This is a genomic window from Pantoea sp. DY-5 (genome assembly GCF_019795955.1).
GTDB lineage: Bacteria > Pseudomonadota > Gammaproteobacteria > Enterobacterales > Enterobacteriaceae > Pantoea > Pantoea leporis.
Genome location: NZ_JAIMIE010000003.1, coordinates 397672 through 415347 on the forward strand (window position 1 = coordinate 397672; position 17676 = coordinate 415347).

The window sequence follows — 17676 nt, forward strand, 5'->3', positions numbered from 1 at the left end:
AGGGTCGCCATTCATGGCGACCTTCTTAATGGCCGCACTTACCCCAACTTAAACAACGAAATCGCCTGCTTCAGCGCATTGGCCTGCTGCTGTTGCTGCTGCGCCACTTGCAGCGTTTCTGCCACGTGCTGCACGTTATGATGCACGCTGTGATCAATGCTATTGATGCTCTGCTGAATCTGCTCAATGCTCAAATTCTGCTGCTCACTCATCGCCGACAGTTCCGTCACCAGCTGCGATAACCCGCTAATACTGCTGTGAATCTCGCGCATGGTTTGCGCCGCATGCTCCACCTGCACGGTGCCGTGTTCGGTGCTGGTGGAACTGGCATCCATCAGTTGACGAATTTCGCGTGCCGCACTTTCGCTGCGCATCGCCAGATTACGCACTTCGCTGGCGACCACGGCAAAACCGCGTCCCTGATTACCAGCACGCGCCGCTTCCACAGAGGCGTTCAGCGACAGAATGTTGGTCTGAAACGCAATGCCGTCGATCAGCTCCAGGATGATCTTCACCCTTCTCGACTCTTCGCTGATTTTCTCCATCGAGCGAATCGCCGACTGGATATTCTCTTCACCACGCGTCGCCACCGCGCGGGTTTCACTCGCCAGCTCGCACGCGCTTTGCGCTTTGTCCCGGGTTAAGCTGGCAGCGATACTGATTTCGCTCATAGCGCTGGCCGCCACTTCCAGCGCTTGCGCCTGCTCGTCGGTACGCGTCGAGAGCGCGGCGTTGCGCTCCAGAATGCTGTCGGATTCCGCCAGCAGTTGACCGACGCCGTCGCTGACCTGATGCAAAGTGCCGTGTAGGGTCCCAAGCGTAGTACTGAAGGTGCGCGCGAACGGCGTTTCACTCCGCTGAGTATCGGCACGCAGCGTGAGATAACCGGCTTGCTGATTAATGTGTGCCGCCAGTTGCGCCACTTCGCTGGCCGAGCGCGCATCCGCTGCCATCTGGCGCGCGATTATCAGCAGCATCGCCGTTTGCACCACCACAAACAGCGCATGGAAAAACACCATGTCCCAGCCGGGATGATGAAACACCACCACGCCAAACAGATCATTTTCCTGCAGATAATTGAATAACACATGATGCGTGGCTGCCGCCGCAGCGCCCATCACTAACGGGCGCACATCTCGCCACGCCAGCAGCGCCGACATCAACACAAACACTGAGAAGTGGTACTCGGTTGCGCCACCGCCAACCTGAATCAGCAAACCGGCCCAGCCGATTAACAGCGCAGATAACACCAACCGCGACGTGAGCGTGCCGCGCAGCGCGGTGCCGAAAAACGTCGCCAGCAGCGCCAATACCAAACCCGCAATTAGCGCCACCAGCACGCTGTCATTAAACCAGCCAACGCCAAGTGCAATCGGCAACAGCGCCCAACTGAGGATCACCGCCAGGCTATCCGCGCGCTGTGCGATACGTTTGAGCGAAACCATCTCCACCGGCGAAGCCGCCGGGCCTGACAAGGGCGTTGCGATCATGACATTTTTCCACACCAGAAGTTGATCGTAGAGCCCCAAAATCGTGGGGCGAAGCGCACGGACTCAGTGGTGAAAAATATCGGCGCAGCGGCGAGAAAGTTTAGTTACGGTAATTAATGATGCGTGGAGTTGTGAGGAGGATCACCGAGGTCGTGCAACACAATTTCATTCCCTTCAGCACAGAAAACGATAGACTTGTTCGCCACACAGGCTGTTAACGGATAGAGGCTAATGATGGATTCCCCCTGCACACTCAGCGTCCTTCTCACGGCTCACAATTGCGAAAAGTATATTGCCGAGACATTAACCAGCCTTAAAAAGGCCTGCACGGGCGTTGAGGATGCTGTCGAGATTATTTTGGTGAATGACGCATCCACGGACAATACCGGCGAGTTGCTGCATACCTTTGCCGCCTCATTCAGCCATGTGAAAATCTTTGACGTGATGTTCCGCAACATTGGCAAAGTGAGAAATTTTGGCGTCAGCAAATGTAGCGGCCACTTCGTCACGATGCTGGATGGTGACGATCAGCTTCTCCCGAACTCTTTTGCTGACATCGTGCTTTTTTTACAGGCACAGCAACCCGATATTCTGCTGGCGCCGCTGAATGAGGTGTATGAAGGTAAGGCGCAGCCACAACAGTGGAAAGGTTTGCAGGTTACCGCCTTGTCGCAGCATCAGGTGATTGAAAAGTTTCTTATCCATCGCGATATTCAGGCGCATTTTATTGGCCAGTTTATTAAACGAACGCTGCTGGTAGATAACCATTTCCCTGACTTCAGCTGCTACGAGGATGCGTATTTATTCCCCTCGATACTGAAAGCCAGTGAGAAAATCTCTTTTGCTAAGCAAAGCCCGTATCTCTATTTCAAAAGAGGGCAAAGCCTCTCCAGCTCGCTGGATGCCGAAAAAATATCGATGCTGATTAAAGCCACGCAACAGATGGATGTGGTGCTCGGCGAAACCTACCGCAACCTGCTTGCTTGTCATTGGATCAACCTGGCGCATAAGTTTTATCCACTGATTAACGATGAACATGAGAAACAGGTGGTGAAGCAGGCGATAAAAAACGTGCCTTTGGTTTCATTCCTGATGGATAGCAAAGTCCGATTTAGTTTGAAGAAAAAATATCTAAGAATAAAACTCACGGGGCTTTTTAGTGAAAATTAAAGCTCCTTAGCGGAGCTTTTCATTCTTCTCTATCAATGTTAACAACGTAACCAGCACACTAAACATTGCAATAAACTCAATGGAAGTCAGTACCACATCGGTCATGCCATATAAAAGAGTAGCAATACTAGCAGCAGCAATTGGAGTTAATTTTTTCTTCACTCTCAACTCAGCAATGATAAAAATGTAGAAAAAATAAAATAATACTAAAACACCTTGCACACCAAACAAAGAAGCATACTGAATAAATTCATTGTGGAGATGTACATTAATATAAATAAGTGCCCAGGAATCTTTTTGGTTATGTGCATCGAGATAAGTTGTTATATAATTATTACGTTCAACTTGTGACTGCCCAAAAGGAGATTTTTCAAATGTTAAAACACCCATCTTCCACATGGTAAAACGCGACCCCAATGAGGTTTTATCATTACCATGTTCATAGTCTCTATACTCTTGCACTGTAGTATCGAAGCGCGTTTCAATAACTTTATAACTCAGGCCGACGGCAATAAGCATCAGTACTGATACAAGACTGATAAACTTAATATTCCGCGTTACAGCGAAAAGTCGAAATGTCATATACAATAAAAATAGTGTATGAATTACCATTGCCGAGCGTGTTTGCGTCAGCATAATCACATAAAGTGAGATAATTGATATTGATAAGAAGTAGAATTTTTTATACTTATTTTCCAGCGAGTGTAAAATAAGTGCAATTAACGCTAATGTTACCGCAGAATAAGCATAGGCCGTAAGTGTTGCACGATTGATTCCGAGCACAACTCTTTCGTCAGAAGTGAGCGCCTGTATGAAAGCAAAGGAGCTTGATGTAAGAAAGGCTAAAGCAAGAGATAAGATACAACTCTTAATTAAAAAAGATTGACCAAGGTATTTTTCACGATAGACATGAAAAATATAGGTCATAATAATGAAAGCCAGAACACACCTTTTCCCAGCAGTGAAGTAAAGCTCGCCTTTTTCCCCATGTAAATATTTTGCATATAAAGACCAGCCAATAAATATCGCGCCCAGCATGAGCATGGCCAGTGCTTTTAGATCAGTTAACAATATTTTTTTCTTTCTAAAAAAATCGACAACCAAGCCCGTTAAGCTAAAATAAGCACAATAATAAAAGATTACGCGCCCACCTTTTTCATAAAGAAAGGCTAACGGCAAAATTGAGATAAGTGAAGTAAATGCCAGCCACGGAAGCAGCATAATAAGATTATTTCTATTTAAAACTGACATTGACATCCTTTAGCTCTGTTTAACTTCAAAAAATGGACGAATAAAAATTCGCCATAAGGCGTTTTTCAGTTTAATATTCATAGCACGATTTTTTCTAATCTTACTCACTGCGATTTTGCGTAGTTCTCTGACGATTTTTTTTCTTTCAAGTTCGGCTTCGCAATGCCAAATCGTTGATTCATGACTCAACTCGGATAAATGACCGACTGCAGGAATAACGGCTTTGATATTTACCACATCACATTCAATCAGGAAAGTCCAGCGATCGGCTTCCAGCCAAACTGGGTACATAAAAGCATGCATTTTTTTTGCAGCAGCCAGATTAATAATATACGCATGAGCAAGTGCAGCCTGACTAACACTGACCAATTTATGTTCAGAATGAGGTATATTGTTACCATCACGTATATATTTACGCACATCACTCAACAAATATACTGTAGGCTGTTGCGGGATATGTTCTTTTAGATAATTGATGACATTCCTTGAATGAGGATCAAATTGCACATCATCCTCTAATATTAATGCAACCTCGATATTATCTTTTATCATCCGCTGATAAACACCGAGATGGCTAAGTGCGCATCCGATTTCACTTTCAGTTAACCCTGCGGAGAGCTCTGGATGAGTTTTATCAGCAATCTCCTGAGATGAGAGTGAACGTCCATCAATTGCATTAAAAATCTCCGCGCTTAAACCAATGTTCTGGCATTGAGTCAACGCGTGATTTTTTCGTGCCACATATTTTTCCAAATTGATGACAAAAACCTTCATCTACGCCTCAGCATTAAGCTAAAAAAAAGACAAAATCATGCAAAAACTTAATCGTTTTTAACGGAGGAATTTTACACGAACATCCACGATTTTCAGCTCTTTTTGCTAAATTGGCTCGTTGAATGTTGTAAGCAAAGTGAAGAATTGATTCTGGGGATTAACAAAAGGAAAGGAACGTTGATGGCACATGTTCAGCCTAAACTGTTCCCTCTCCCGCCTGCGGGAGAGGGTTAGAGTGAGGGAGCAAACTATTTCACCACAAACTGCGCATAGTTCTCAGGCGTGATGGTTTGATACGGGATCCAGTTAAATTCCTGCACTTTCTGCTTCTCCAGCAGCGCTTTGGTCACTTGCACCGCGCCGGTCGCCTGCCCTTTTGCATCCTGGAAAATGGTCAGCGTCATTTTGCCGTTCTTCACGAACTGTTGACCATCCGGCGTGCCGTCGATACCGGCGACCAAAATCTTCTCATTCTTCGCCTGATTGAGCGCCATGATAGCGCCAATCGCCATCTCATCATTATTCGCTGCGATAGCGTCAATCGGGCGCTGATTCAGCAGCCAGCTCGATACCACATCCACCGCTTCGTTGCGCTGCCATTTGGCGCTCTGCTTCTCAATCACCTTCATATCTTTGTATTTAGCGATCACCGCTTCCACCGCGCGGGTGCGTTCGCGCGCTTCCTCGTTCGATAGCGCGCCCATCAGAATCGCCACGTTGCCTTTGTAGTTCATCTTCTTCGCCAGCGCTTCCATCTGCATTTCACCGCCCAACGCCGAATCTGAGCCGACATACGCCATGTCGGTTGGCAGCTTCACTTCGGGCTTACGATTGACGAAGATCAGCGGAATGCCAGCCTTTTTCGCCGCGGTAATCATCGGCAATACGCCTTGGGTATCCACCGGATTGAGGATGATGGCATCGACGCCCTGATTAACAAAATCATCCACCTGCTGCACTTGCAGCGCGACATCGCCTTTGGCATCGACAAACTGGCTGTTGAGTTGGTTAGCTTTCAGCTCTGCCTGCATCTGGGTACGCAGAATCGAAACGAAGTTGAGATCGAAGTTAGCCAGCGCGACGCCGACGGTGAAGGTTTTAGCGCTCGCGCTCAGGCTGAGCAGCAGCGCGCAGAGACACAGCATCACATTTCTGATGTTCATGGCTTAATCCTGTAGGGTTGAGATATTATTATTTATTTCATGCAGTTAACGCCGGGCAACAGGCAAATACCCGGCGGCAGAACAGCTAAAGGGTGAAATGATCGCGGAACTGCTGCAGCGCGGCATTGCTTTCACCGCTGGCCCAGCCTTCCAGCGCCACGGTGCCCTGATAGCCGACATCGTGTAGCGCACGGGCGATGGCGCGATAGTTAATCTCGCCGGTGCCCGGCTGCTGACGCCCCGGCACATCGGCCACCTGAATCTCACCAATCGCCGAATCACAGCGGCGAATAAGTTCGATCAAATTGCCTTCGCCAATCTGCGCGTGATACAGGTCGAGGTTCATCTTCAGCGCCGGACTGTTAACCGCTTCCACCAGCGCCAGCGTGTCGGCGGCCAAGGCGAACGGCGTGCCGGGATGATCAATCGGCAAGTTAAGGTTCTCCAGCGTGAAGACGCGTCCGGCGCGCTCGCCGAGCTGCGCCACTTTGCGCAGCGTGTCGGCCGCTTTCAGCCACATCGCGCCGGTAACCACTTCTACCGGTTTAACCGGCAAACCTTTGTCGTCCAGCCCGGTGCCATGCAGGTTTAACGCCGGACAGTTGAGCCGCTCGGCCACCGCCAGCGACGCTTCGGCACTTTGCAGCAGCTGCTGAATCTCGTCATCATCAGTCAGGTTGCCGCTGAGGTAGCCGGTCATCGAGGTGAAACGCGCGCCGGTCGCCGCCAGCGCATCGATATCTTTGTTGGCCCAGCCCCAGATTTCGACGCCAAAGCCCAGTTCATGAATGCGTTTCACGCGCTCGACAAAAGGCAGATCGAGAAACACCATTTCGGCACATACCGAAAGCTGATAACCGGCCATTAGCGACCTCCCAATTTGATGGGTTGCTGCTGCTGCACCGAATCAATACAGGCCAGCGCGATTTCCAGCGCGTTACGCGCATCCTCACCGGTGGCGCGCGGCATTTCGCCACTGCGAATGCAGCGGGCAAACTCGGCCATCTCCGCCACATAGGCTTCGCGCAGCAGGTCTGAATCCATGCGTGAGGTTTCAATCGCGATGCCATTCTGGTGATAGCGCACGCAGTGATTGGCGTTGATGTGGCCCGCCTGCAACATGCCTTTGCTGCCGAACACTTCGCCGCGCACATCGTAGCCGTATACCGCCTGGAAGTTGGCTTCAGCGGTGGCGATCGCGCCGTTATCAAAGCGGATGGTAACCACCGAGGTGTCGAGCAAGCCTTTGTCTTTGAAATCCGGACGCACCAGCGCATCGGCCAGCGCATAGACTTCCACCGGCTTCGCGCCAGGGTTGAAGTGCAGCAGCGTGTCGAAATCGTGGATCAGCGTTTCAAGGAAGATCGTCCACTGCGGGATACGCGAAGGATCGTGCAGGCCCGGATCGCGCGTCAGCGATCGGCTCAGCTGCGTGGTGCCATTTTCACCCGCTTTCACCGCCGCGATCGCTGCAGCAAAGCCGGAATCAAAGCGGCGGTTAAAACCGACCTGCAACACCACGCCAGCCGCTTTCGCGGCGGCAATAGCGCGATCCGCCTCATCCAGCGTCACCGCCATCGGCTTCTCGCAGAACACATGCTTGCCCGCCTTCGCGGCAGCGATCACCCATTCGGCGTGGGTACGCGCCGGTGCGGCAATCGCCACCGCCTCAATTTCGGGATCCTGCAGCAGCGCATGCAGATCGCTATAGGCTTTAGCGACGCCGAGCTTATTGGTCAGCGCGTCGGCCGCGCCCGGTTGCGGATCGGCCACCGCTGCGAGGATCGCACCCGGCACGCGCCAGGCCAGGTTTTCCGCGTGGAAGCTGCCCATGCGTCCGGCGCCAATCAGGCCGACGCGTACTGGCTTAAGATGAAATGTCATGACCTAGTCCTTATTGTTTTGGATATGCTCATTCGAGCGCAGGGATGTGCAATCGCTAGTGCAAAGGCGATGCCAACTGCAGCACCGCGTTTTATGTGAGGCATAACACAGATATAGCTCACAATCTGGCAACAAAATTTACATGTCAACTTCACATGTAAATAAAATGGACATTCCATCTTGATCAGGAGTGTGACATGCGTGCCAGTGAGCGTTTGCCGTTTAAAGATGAGAGCGATCCGATCTTCAGCTTGCCGGACAGCGCGGAGGTGGGCGAATGGGACACGTTGTTGTGGCAGGGCTGGCACAGCTTCGAACGCGGTGAACAGCCCGGCTGGATGCGGCACAGCATTTTGCAGTCGTGGCAACGATCGCAGCAGCGCGCGATCGATCCCGCCACCTTTACCTATGTCTCGCCGCCCGCCGCAGAACTGGCGGCGATCCTTGAGCATAACGCCGAGTTGATCCTCGTGGCGCGCAGCATCATGGAAAACCTGCTGGCGTATAACCCGGATGGCCACATCAATCTGACCGATGCGCAAGGCGTGACGCTGCACTTCTGCGGCGCGGATCTGACGCCGGTCGGCAGCATCCTGCGCGAAGAGGTGCTCGGCACCAACTGCACCGCGCGCTGCCTGATTGAACAGCGGCTGGTGTATGTGCTGAGCGGCGAAAACTGGAAGCTCGATCTGCGCAAACGCCATCGCCAATGTGCTGCCGCACCGGTGCGCGATGCCAGCGGCCAGCTGCTGGGCGTGCTAACGCTGACCGCAACGCCCGACAACTTTAATGCGCATACGCTCGGCACGGTGCAGGCGGCAGCCGAAGCGGTTGGTCAGCAGCTGATGCTGCGCCGTTTGCTGGCCGAGCAGCAGTCGATCCTCGAAACCCTGAACGAAGGCGTGATCGTCTGCGATCGTCACGGCCGCATCAAAACGCTGAACCGCTATGCGCGCCAGATCTTTAGCGGCCTCGATCCCAGCGCCGGGCCGATCGACGTGCTGCTGCAACCGCAAGGCGGATCGCTGCTCACCATGCCGTTTTGCAATGACCGCGAGCTGCAATTTATGCCGGATGGCGTGAATCCGCTTTCCTGCCTGATTTCGCTGATGCCCGCACCCGACGGTGGCCGCGTGCTATCGCTGCGCGAGAATCAACGTATCCGCGCCATTACGCGCCGCGTGATGGGCGTGGGCGCCAGCTACACCTTTGAGATGATTCGCGGGCACGCGCCGCGCGTGCTGCAAGCGATTCAGAAAGCGCGCGCCAGCAGCCGCAGCGACAGCACGGTGTTATTAACCGGCGAAAGCGGCACCGGCAAAGAGCTGTTTGCGCAGGCGATTCACAACGCCAGTCCGCGCCAGCAGGAAGCGTTTATCGCGCTGAACTGCGGCGCGCTGCCGCGTGATTTGGTGCAGAGCGAACTGTTTGGCTATGTCGACGGCGCTTTTACCGGATCGCGGCGCGGTGGCTCGGCGGGCAAATTTGAGCTGGCGGATGGCGGTACCTTGTTCCTTGATGAGATTGGCGAGATGCCGCTCGAGGCGCAAACCAGCCTGCTGCGCGTGCTGCAGGAGGGCGAAGTGGTGCGAATCGGCGCGGCCCATCCCATCAAGGTCAACGTGCGCATCATCGCCGCTACCCACTGCAATCTGCTGGATGCGGTGGAAAAAGGCGCGTTCCGCCGCGATCTCTACTATCGCCTGAATGTGATTTCGCTGGAGATCCCGCCGCTGCGCGAGCGTCAGGAGGATATTCCCGGCCTGGTGAATACCTTTATTCAGGCGCTCTGCACCCGGCTGAAGCGCATCGCGCCGCAGCTCTCCACCGAGGCGATGAGCTTTTTACAGGCGTGGCATTGGCCCGGTAACGTGCGCGAGCTGGAAAATCTGGTCGAGCGCATGGTGAATTTGTGTGAAGGGCTGGAGATTGATCGCCACGATCTGCCGGAAGAGATGGTGCAGCGTAGCGCGCCTGTCGCCAGCGAACTGACCTCGCTGCAGGAGAATGAGCGTCAGCATGTGATGCAGGTGGTGCGCGAGCAAAAAGGCAACCTGCGCCAGTCCGCGCAGCTGCTGGGGATTTCACGCACCGCGCTGTATAACAAGCTGAATCAGTGGCAGGTGGATGTGGCGGGATTGCGGCGTGGGTAGGTGCGGCTTGCTTACCCTCGCCCATCTACAACGCCACCTGCAAAAAATCCACAAACGCACTAATCCGCGCCGGCAGCTGACGCTGCGGCTGCCAAACGGCAAAAATATCGCCATCGGCGGCGCTCCACGCTGGCAGCACGTGCAACAATTCACCGCGCTTGATGCTGTGCTGCGCATCCCACCACGAACGCAACAGAATGCCGTGCCCATCCAACGCCATTTGCATCGCCACTTCACCATCGTTGGTGATTAAGCTGCCGCGCACCTTCTGCGTCAGCTGCTGGGTGCCATCGCCTAAACGCCACAGCGCGAAATCACTGTCAAACTGGCGCAGCAAAATGCAGTTGTGCTGCGCCAACGCGGCGATGCTGGCAGGCATGCCGTGGCGCGCGGCATACGCTGGCGAGCAGCACAGCACGCGCGGATTGGTGCGCAGCTTACGGGCGATAAGTCGCGCATCGGGCGGCTCGCCGACGCGGATATCAATGTCCACGCGCGCATCAAGAAAATTGAGCGGCTGGCTGCTGAGCTGCAAACTCATCGCCAATTCCGGATGCAGCGCGGCAAAACGTGACACGCAAGGTGCGACGTGACGTCGACCAAAGCCGAAAGAGGCGTTGATGTTGAGCGAGCCGCGCAGCACCGACGTTTGGCTGCTCACCGACTCTTCCAGCTCCGCTAGCTGATCGAGCAGCGGACGCGCACCCTCCAGATAGCGTTTGCCCTCCGCCGTCAGCTCCAGCCGCCGCGTGGTGCGCTTAAGCAGCTGCACGCCCAGCCGCTGCTCAAGCTGGCTCAGCCGCTTACTCACCGCCGGTAACGATAAGCCGAGTTCGCGTGCGGCGGCGGTTAAGCTGTCCAGCGCCGCCACGCGCACGAAGAAGGCCAGATCGTCGGTTGAAGTGCGCGATTCTCTACTTTTATTCAACATTGGCTTATCGCTCAGGCTAATTATTTCCCACAGATGCAGGGTTATACTGCGTACAGAACATCAACAGCAACCTGCGAGAACCTCTATGAGCGGCAAAACCTATAAAATCGCCGTCATCCCTGGCGATGGCATTGGCAAAGAAGTAATGCCGGAAGGCATCCGCGTGATGGATGCAGCGGCAAAGAAATTTGATATTGCGCTGGAGTGGCAATGGTTTGATTTCGCCAGCGCCGAATATTGGCAGCAGCACGGCAAAATGCTGCCCGATGACTGGTTCGCCACGCTCAGCCAGTTCGATGCCATCTACTTTGGCGCGGTGGGCTGGCCGGATGTGGTGCCGGATCACGTGTCGCTGTGGGGATCGCTGCTGCAGTTCCGTCGCGAGTTTGATCAGTACGTCAACCTGCGCCCGGTGCGCCTGATGCCGGGCGTCAAAGCGCCGCTGGCCAATCGTCAGCCGGGCGATATCGATTTCTACGTGGTGCGTGAAAACACCGAGGGCGAATACTCGTCGGTGGGCGGCACCATGTTCCCCGACACCGATCGTGAAGTGGTGATTCAGGAAACGGTGATGACGCGCATTGGCGTCGATCGCATCCTGAAATTTGCCTACGAACTGGCGCAAAAGCGCCCGAAAAAGCATCTTACTTCTGCTACGAAATCCAACGGCATCGCCATTACCATGCCGTATTGGGACAGCCGCGTGGAAGCGATGGCACCGAGCTATCCTGAAGTGAAAGTCGATAAATATCATATTGATATTCTTACCGCCAACTTCGTGCTGCACCCGGATTGGTTCGACGTGGTGGTGGCAAGCAACCTGTTTGGCGACATCCTGTCGGATCTCGGCCCGGCTTGTACCGGCACCATTGGCATTGCGCCCTCGGCCAACATCAACCCGGAAGGTAAATTCCCCAGCCTGTTCGAGCCGGTGCATGGATCGGCGCCCGATATCGCCGGTAAAGGCGTTGCCAACCCGATTGGCCAGATTTGGTGCGGCGCGATGATGCTGGAGCATCTCGGTTACGCCGAAGCGGGCGCGGCGGTGTTGGATGCCATCGAGCGCACGCTGGCAACGGGCAACAGCCTGACGCGCGACCTTGGCGGCAGCGCGTCAACCGAGGAGCTGGGCGCGGCTATCGCACAGGCGCTGTAATATCCAGGTGCGCATAAATGCCCGCCATGCCGTTGTAGGGTCGCCATTTATGGCGACCTCACTACAGGTGCGCACCCTACGAAATCTGCACCGTTTCCGCATGCCAGCCGGGCGGCAACGGCTGCGGACGCGTAATCGCCACGTTATTTAACTGCAGATTCTCCACGCCGCGCGCAAACACGCCCGGCAAGCCATCCGGATAAGCGGCGACGCCGTACGCTAAACCGGATGCGCTATCCAACTTGTACGCATTGTCGAGGCCCATGCCGGTCGGCGATTCCGGATTACACGGCGGGCGCACATCGTAATGCCCTTGATCCGCACCTGTCGCCACCACTTGCCGCAGCTGCACATTCGTCAGCATCACATCACGAATCTGTCCCGGCTGTTCCGCATGCAGGTTAATTGCCCCTTCCATCACACCGCTGACGTTGCTGAATTGCAGTTGCTCAATGCTGCCCGGCGCTATCGCTGGATCACGCGCGCGCACTGAAACAAACAGCGCATCAGCCTTCCCCCAATGGCACGGCGGCGCGTGACGGCAGGCCAGCGTGATATTGCTGAACAGCAACCGGCGGAACTGGCCGCCATCGCGCGACAGCAAGCCAATCGCGCGGTTGGAATCAAAGATGGTGCAGCCGGAGACGGTGACATCTTCCACGTCGTCGAAGGTTTCGGTGCCGATTTTGAACGCGCAGCTGTAGGAACGCAGCAGGCAGTTGCTGATCATGATTTGTCGCGCGGCACGTCGCAGATGCGCGGGTTTTTGGCTGGTTTTGATGCAGATGGCATCATCGGCCGCGCTCAGGTAGCTGTTGCTGACAAACACCGCTTCACAGCTGTCGATATCCAACGCATCGGTGTTCGGCATGCTCATGCTGTTATTGATGGTGAGATGGTCGACATGTACATGGCGGCAACTCACCAGATGTACCGTCCACATCGGCGCCTGGATGATGGTGAAATCTTGCAGCGTCACCTGCTCGCAATCCTCAAACACCACGATGCGCGGGCGCTGCGCACGCGGCAGGCGATAACCCTGCTCGTCCTTTTCCGCAGCAAACCACGCATCGCCTTTACCGTCGATCACCCCTTTGCCACTGATGCTGATATTGCGCTGCCCGACGGCGTACAGCAGCACATGCTGCGACAGTTCAGCCTGGCTCTGTGCCAGCTGCTGCTGATAATCCTCAACGCGTGAGCTGGCGAGCAACGTGGCGCCCGCTTCGAGATGCAGATTAATGTTGGAACCCAGCGTTAGCGTGCCGAGATGATAGCGGCCAGGCGGCACTGATAAGGTGCCGCCGCCGCGCGTTGCCAGATGATTGAGTGCGCGCTGGAAGCAGTGTGTATCCAGCGTTTCGCCATCGGCGATGGGATAGAAATCAGCCAGTGAAACGTGCATGCGGTTCTCCTGAATAGCGGCGATGCGCTATTGCAGCACGCGCCGCATGACCAAAACCTTTTGCTGGTGGACAAGATGGTTATTTCACCGCGCCTTCGGTGACGCCGCTGATAAATTTGCGCTGGAACACCAGGAACACCGCCACCAGCGGCAGGATGACAATCATCGCGCCCGCCATCAGCACCGGAATATCGATGGTGTTTTTGTTCTGGAAAAACATCATGCCGATCGGCAAGGTGCGCAGCTCATCTTTATTCACCAGAATCAGCGGGATAAGGAACTCGTTCCACGTCCAGATGAACAGCAGCAGCGCCAGCGTGGACAGCGTCGGCCAAATCGCCGGCACCAGTAGGCCCCAGAGAATTTTGCGGCGTGAGGCACCATCCATCACTGCCGCTTCCACCAGCTCGCGCGGCACCTGCTGCAACGCGGTGGCAATCATCAGCGTGGTAAACGGCAGCGACAGGGCGATTTGCGGCAGTATCAGCGCCAAATAGGTATTGGTGAGGCCCATCCAGCGCAGCTCGTGATAGAGCGGAATAATAAAGGCCTCACTCGGCAGCACCATGCCAAGGCCCAGCAGCGCGGCAACCATCGTTTTGCCGGGGATCTTCAGCCAGGCGAAACCGAATCCCGCCAGAATGCCGAGCAGAATGCTGCAGATCACCACCGGAATCACCACCAGCACCGAGTTCATGAAGTAGACGTTGAAATGTCCCTGCTGCCACGCGGTGACATAGTTTTTAAAATTGATTGATGAGGGCAAAGTGAACACGCCCTGAAACAGCTCCATCTGGGTTTTGAACGAGGTCATCAGCGCCATTAAAAACGGCAGGATGGTCATCAACGCGACAATCCAGATCAGCGCGCGTGAGACAGTTGGCGTGCCGCGCATCAGTGACGCTCCCGTAGACATAGATGAATTAAGCCGTTGATCATTAACACAATCAGCATACTGAACACCGCCACGGCGGAGGCATAGCCGAAGTAGTGCAGGTCAAAGCCCTGCTTATACATAAAGATGTTGGTCACCATAGTGGACGTGCCCGGCCCGCCTTGCGTCATCACGTAAACCAGATCAAAGGCTTTCAGGCTGGCGATCACCGTCAGCAGCAGCGCGATACGCAGTTCCGGACGCAGCGACGGCAGCGTGATGCGCATAAATTTCTGGCGGCGTGATGAACCATCGAGATCGGCCGCTTCCAGCAGCGACGGATCCATGCGTTGCAAGCCAGCCATAAACAGCACCAGGCAGAAACCGAAGAAGTACCAGGTGGCGACAAAACCGACCGCGGGCAGCGCCCAGGTAAAATCCCCCAGCCATGACTTCGCCAGCTGTGGCAAACCGATGGCGCGCAGAAACTGATCGATAGGGCCAAACGCCGGGTTATACAGCCAGCGCCATACCACGCCGAGCACCGCCATCGGCATGATGTACGGCAGGAAGAAGAGAATACGCAGCACGCTACGCTCTTTGTTATTGCGCGTCTCATACAGGAAGCTGCACAGCAGCAGTCCAACGCCAATTGGAAACAGCGTGTAGAACAGCATCAGCAAGGCATTATTGCCGAGCGCCACCCAGAACACCGGATCCTGGAACATGCGCAGATAGTTACCCATGCCGATGAAAATCGGCCACGAGGTGCCGTCCCATTCGGTGAAGCTGATCCCTAACGAGGCCAACAGCGGCAGCAGCAGAAACACCGCATATACCAGCACCGCGGGCAGAAGATAGAGCGCATTGCGCCAGGCAGATTTATTCAGCATAACCGTACTCGCTTGCGGGCCTGTTCGCGGCCCGGCCACTTGCGCCGGGCCGTACGTCATCAGTGCTTGAGGGTTTTCAGGTAACGTTGATAGTTGTTATCGAAGTTGATCACCATCTGGTCGGCGGTTTGACGTCCCGCCAGCAGCAGCTGCACATTCTGATTCAGCTCGGCGTTCATGGTTGGCGTGGCCCAGTCGAGATAATGGCCGAGACCATCGTTGTCATTCAGCGTCACCCACACCTGATACGCTTCTGCCAGCAGCGGGTTATCCGCCGGAATCTGCGCATTTTTGCTGGTGCCGGCCGGCAGGAAGCCCACTTTCAGCCAGCGGTTCGCCATCTCATCTGAGACGATGTAATCGATGAACTTCGCTGCGGCATCCTGCTGCGCTTTGTCTTTGGCGGTGCTGGTGATGGAGAACGCCAGATCGGTGCCACCCACCATCAGCGGATGCTGCACGCCCTCGCCCGCTGGCATCGCAGCGAAGTGCAGATCTTTGTTGTCTTTAAACTGGCCGAGATACCAGGTTCCGCTCACCAGGAACGCTGCCTGACCGTTCTGGAACAGGGTCGCGGCATCGTCGTGCCCAATGCCCTGGAAGCCGGGGAACAGATAGCCTTTGTCGTTCCAGCCTTTCATCAGGTTGGCGGCTTTCACCAGCTTGTCGTCTTTAAACGTGCCGCCTACGTCGTAAATCAGATCGTCGAGTTTTTTCCGGTCACTGCTCTCAATCTGCGCTTCCCACAAGGTGCTGAGCAGCTGCTGGCCCATGTTGCCGTCGAGCAGGCCGAGCATCATCGGCGGTGTGCCAGCGGCTTTGAGTTTCTCCATCGCCTGTTCGAGTTCCGGCAAGGTTTTAGGCACCGCAACACCGGCTTTATCCAGCAGCGCTTTGTTGTAGTACAAACCCACCATTTCGCCAAGGCTCGCCACGCCGTAGAGTTTGCCGCTGCCGAAATCTTGTTTATCTGACCAGCGGTTACGTTTCAGGATCGAATCCGGGAAGCGCGTGGTCCAGCCGTAAGTTTTGGCGTAATCATCCAACGGCCACAGCAGCTTGTCTTTCACCAGCGAGCCCATATCGCCGCCGCCCTGATTCACCTGGGCGATTTGCGGGCCGTCACCGGCGGTCAGCGCCAGCTTAAGTGGAATGCGCGTGTCTTCGAAGGAGTGCACCGAACGCTGAATCACAATGCCCGGATTCTTTTGCTGGAACGCTTTTACCGCTTCATCCACCGCTTCGGTCTGCTGCGGATAGTTGTAAATGTCCCACTCATTCAGGGTAACGGCCTGCGCGGCTGCCATGGTCGCACCGAGCAGAATCCCGGCGGAGACCAGACGCGACACGGTGCGCAGTGAACTTTGCAAACGGGAAGGACGATTGGTTGAATCACACATCATGCTCGGTTTCTCCAACAGATGACTGGCATCCCTTCATCTCGACACCTGCGATTCCCGGCAGGTTGATTCAGCAGCGACAACGCACATAATTCATACTTACTTTATGCACAAAAGAAAGTCAAACATCACCACTGCGGAATTTTTGCTCTGTGATACAGTGCAAAGAGTAAGAAGAAAAGCCGCCAGAACAGCAGAGGATGCTGCGATTCAGCGCGCAAACCGGACAGCGCCGCACAGTAAAGCCTGAGCATCGGTATAAATCACTCAGCCAAGAGAGACGCATTAACTCACTGATAGAGCATACGAAAATCCTATAGTTATCATCACAGCAATAGGTGAGCGAAAGGCAATGTGCTTTCAACCAGCGCTCATACCGGCGTTGCGCGTGAGTTTGTCAGCCGCCCAGTCATGCTTTGTGGTTATAGTTCGCATCAGCTTTGTGCGCCAGCGCAATTATTACACCTTGAAAACTAAGTCGGCTTTCTTTACCGTAAAATCTGTTCATCTCCTGACCACAGAGGCTCCACCATGACGGCTGAAGGTGTTATTCGTCGCGCCAGCGAGGCAGATTTTCCCGCCTTGTCGCGCATCTGCTTAGAGACCGCCAATGCCGGCACCGATGCCAGCGCGCTCTACTCCGATCCCGCGCTGCCCGGCCTGCGCTTTGTCATTCCCTACGCGCGCTTTGCGCCCGAATTTGCTTATGTGCTGGAACAGCACGGCGAGGTAGTCGGCTACGCGGTCGCCGCGCCCGATACGCGCGCCTTCGAAGCAAAGTTGAATACTGATTGGTGGCCACAGCTGCAACAGCAGTATCGCGATTACGCGCCGCAGGCGCCGCTCGACAGCAAAGTGCTGGAAGCGATTCATCAGCCCGATGCGGCAGCGGATCAGCTGGTGACGCAGTGGCCTGCGCATCTGCACATCAATCTGTTACCCGCCGCGCAGCAAGGTGGCTGGGGCCGCAAGCTGATTGAACAGCTGCTACACGATCTGCGTGCTGCGGGCGTGCCGGGCGTTTATCTCGGCGTCAGCCTGCAGAACGAGCAGGTGTGCGGCTTTTATCAGCGCCTTGGCTTCACGCCGATTGTGCGCAGCAACGCCATTTATATGGGCCAACTTCTCTGAG

Annotated in this window: 15 protein-coding genes; 4 read left to right on the forward strand and 11 right to left on the reverse strand. The window is 54.9% G+C overall.

Annotated elements, in window-relative coordinates; genetic code table 11:
- Positions 1 to 38: 38 nt before the first annotated feature.
- Entirely contained in the window at positions 39 to 1490 is a 1452-nt protein-coding gene (locus K5Y30_RS12885; RefSeq protein WP_222211660.1) for a methyl-accepting chemotaxis protein, read from the reverse strand.
- Between the two features lie 231 nt (positions 1491 to 1721).
- On the opposite strand from K5Y30_RS12885, the gene K5Y30_RS12890 reads away from it, so the two are divergent.
- Positions 1722 to 2660 (forward strand): glycosyltransferase family 2 protein, encoded by a 939-nt coding sequence (locus K5Y30_RS12890; RefSeq protein ID WP_222211662.1) that lies wholly within the window; start codon positions 1722 to 1724, stop codon positions 2658 to 2660.
- 6 nt (positions 2661 to 2666) lie between these two features.
- On the opposite strand, the gene K5Y30_RS12895 is transcribed toward K5Y30_RS12890, so the two are convergent.
- From K5Y30_RS12895 to K5Y30_RS12915, 5 genes are all read right to left on the reverse strand, one after another.
- Complete coding sequence (locus K5Y30_RS12895; RefSeq protein WP_222185060.1) at positions 2667 to 3911, reverse strand: O-antigen ligase; 1245 nt, start codon at positions 3909 to 3911, stop codon at positions 2667 to 2669.
- A 9-nt stretch (positions 3912 to 3920) separates the two neighbouring features.
- Positions 3921 to 4685 (reverse strand): glycosyltransferase family 25 protein, encoded by a 765-nt coding sequence (locus K5Y30_RS12900; RefSeq protein ID WP_222185058.1) that lies wholly within the window; start codon positions 4683 to 4685, stop codon positions 3921 to 3923.
- Between the two features lie 248 nt (positions 4686 to 4933).
- A complete protein-coding gene (locus K5Y30_RS12905) occupies positions 4934 to 5848 on the reverse strand; it encodes a substrate-binding domain-containing protein (protein WP_222185056.1) in 915 nt (304 codons plus the stop codon).
- 85 nt (positions 5849 to 5933) lie between these two features.
- A complete protein-coding gene (locus K5Y30_RS12910; protein ID WP_222185054.1) occupies positions 5934 to 6713 on the reverse strand; it encodes a TIM barrel protein in 780 nt (259 codons plus the stop codon).
- Positions 6713 to 7732, reverse strand: coding sequence for a Gfo/Idh/MocA family oxidoreductase (locus tag K5Y30_RS12915; RefSeq protein WP_222185052.1), 1020 nt, complete (start codon positions 7730 to 7732; stop codon positions 6713 to 6715). The genes K5Y30_RS12910 and K5Y30_RS12915 overlap by 1 nt, the downstream gene beginning before the upstream one ends.
- Positions 7733 to 7929: 197 nt before the next feature.
- Between K5Y30_RS12915 and K5Y30_RS12920 the strand changes: the two genes are divergently transcribed.
- Entirely contained in the window at positions 7930 to 9885 is a 1956-nt protein-coding gene (locus tag K5Y30_RS12920; protein WP_222185050.1) for a sigma-54-dependent Fis family transcriptional regulator, read from the forward strand.
- A gap of 25 nt (positions 9886 to 9910) precedes the next feature.
- Here K5Y30_RS12920 and K5Y30_RS12925 read toward each other — a convergent pair whose 3' ends face one another.
- On the reverse strand, positions 9911 to 10816 hold the full coding sequence (locus tag K5Y30_RS12925; protein ID WP_222185048.1) for a LysR family transcriptional regulator: 906 nt from the start codon (positions 10814 to 10816) through the stop codon (positions 9911 to 9913).
- Positions 10817 to 10901: 85 nt separating this feature from the next.
- Here K5Y30_RS12925 and K5Y30_RS12930 point away from each other — a divergent pair, with 85 nt between their 5' ends.
- Positions 10902 to 11972, forward strand: coding sequence for a tartrate dehydrogenase (locus K5Y30_RS12930; protein ID WP_222185046.1), 1071 nt, complete (start codon positions 10902 to 10904; stop codon positions 11970 to 11972).
- A 76-nt stretch (positions 11973 to 12048) separates the two neighbouring features.
- On the opposite strand, the gene K5Y30_RS12935 is transcribed toward K5Y30_RS12930, so the two are convergent.
- From K5Y30_RS12935 to K5Y30_RS12950, 4 genes are all read right to left on the reverse strand, one after another.
- Positions 12049 to 13377 carry a glycoside hydrolase family 28 protein gene (locus tag K5Y30_RS12935; RefSeq protein WP_222211664.1) on the reverse strand — a complete coding sequence of 443 codons (1329 nt, stop codon included), beginning with the start codon at positions 13375 to 13377 and terminating at the stop codon, positions 12049 to 12051.
- A gap of 79 nt (positions 13378 to 13456) precedes the next feature.
- Positions 13457 to 14272: a carbohydrate ABC transporter permease gene (locus K5Y30_RS12940; protein WP_222185042.1), complete on the reverse strand. Its 816-nt coding sequence runs from the start codon at positions 14270 to 14272 to the stop codon at positions 13457 to 13459.
- Entirely contained in the window at positions 14272 to 15144 is an 873-nt protein-coding gene (locus K5Y30_RS12945; protein WP_154154622.1) for a carbohydrate ABC transporter permease, read from the reverse strand. Before K5Y30_RS12945 ends, K5Y30_RS12940 begins: the two co-directional genes overlap by 1 nt.
- Before the next feature lie 59 nt (positions 15145 to 15203).
- Positions 15204 to 16547, reverse strand: a complete 1344-nt coding sequence (locus K5Y30_RS12950) for an ABC transporter substrate-binding protein (protein ID WP_008105576.1) — start codon at positions 16545 to 16547, stop codon at positions 15204 to 15206.
- Positions 16548 to 17075: 528 nt separating this feature from the next.
- Between K5Y30_RS12950 and K5Y30_RS12955 the strand changes: the two genes are divergently transcribed.
- Positions 17076 to 17675 (forward strand): GNAT family N-acetyltransferase, encoded by a 600-nt coding sequence (locus K5Y30_RS12955; protein WP_222185036.1) that lies wholly within the window; start codon positions 17076 to 17078, stop codon positions 17673 to 17675.
- Position 17676 lies beyond the last annotated feature (1 nt).

What these genes read in the sequence shown, in the direction of transcription:
- K5Y30_RS12915 (WP_222185052.1), bottom strand. Translation starts at nt 7,732, where the DNA reads ATGACATTTCATCTTAAGCCAGTACGCGTCGGCCTGATTGGCGCCGGA.
- K5Y30_RS12900 (WP_222185058.1), bottom strand. Translation starts at nt 4,685, where the DNA reads ATGAAGGTTTTTGTCATCAATTTGGAAAAATATGTGGCACGAAAAAAT.
- K5Y30_RS12905 (WP_222185056.1), bottom strand. Translation starts at nt 5,848, where the DNA reads ATGAACATCAGAAATGTGATGCTGTGTCTCTGCGCGCTGCTGCTCAGC.
- K5Y30_RS12910 (WP_222185054.1), bottom strand. Translation starts at nt 6,713, where the DNA reads ATGGCCGGTTATCAGCTTTCGGTATGTGCCGAAATGGTGTTTCTCGAT.
- K5Y30_RS12920 (WP_222185050.1), top strand. Translation starts at nt 7,930, where the DNA reads ATGCGTGCCAGTGAGCGTTTGCCGTTTAAAGATGAGAGCGATCCGATC.
- K5Y30_RS12895 (WP_222185060.1), bottom strand. Translation starts at nt 3,911, where the DNA reads ATGTCAGTTTTAAATAGAAATAATCTTATTATGCTGCTTCCGTGGCTG.
- K5Y30_RS12940 (WP_222185042.1), bottom strand. Translation starts at nt 14,272, where the DNA reads ATGCGCGGCACGCCAACTGTCTCACGCGCGCTGATCTGGATTGTCGCG.
- K5Y30_RS12930 (WP_222185046.1), top strand. Translation starts at nt 10,902, where the DNA reads ATGAGCGGCAAAACCTATAAAATCGCCGTCATCCCTGGCGATGGCATT.
- K5Y30_RS12945 (WP_154154622.1), bottom strand. Translation starts at nt 15,144, where the DNA reads ATGCTGAATAAATCTGCCTGGCGCAATGCGCTCTATCTTCTGCCCGCG.
- K5Y30_RS12955 (WP_222185036.1), top strand. Translation starts at nt 17,076, where the DNA reads ATGACGGCTGAAGGTGTTATTCGTCGCGCCAGCGAGGCAGATTTTCCC.
- K5Y30_RS12890 (WP_222211662.1), top strand. Translation starts at nt 1,722, where the DNA reads ATGATGGATTCCCCCTGCACACTCAGCGTCCTTCTCACGGCTCACAAT.
- K5Y30_RS12925 (WP_222185048.1), bottom strand. Translation starts at nt 10,816, where the DNA reads ATGTTGAATAAAAGTAGAGAATCGCGCACTTCAACCGACGATCTGGCC.
- K5Y30_RS12885 (WP_222211660.1), bottom strand. Translation starts at nt 1,490, where the DNA reads ATGATCGCAACGCCCTTGTCAGGCCCGGCGGCTTCGCCGGTGGAGATG.
- K5Y30_RS12935 (WP_222211664.1), bottom strand. Translation starts at nt 13,377, where the DNA reads ATGCACGTTTCACTGGCTGATTTCTATCCCATCGCCGATGGCGAAACG.
- K5Y30_RS12950 (WP_008105576.1), bottom strand. Translation starts at nt 16,547, where the DNA reads ATGATGTGTGATTCAACCAATCGTCCTTCCCGTTTGCAAAGTTCACTG.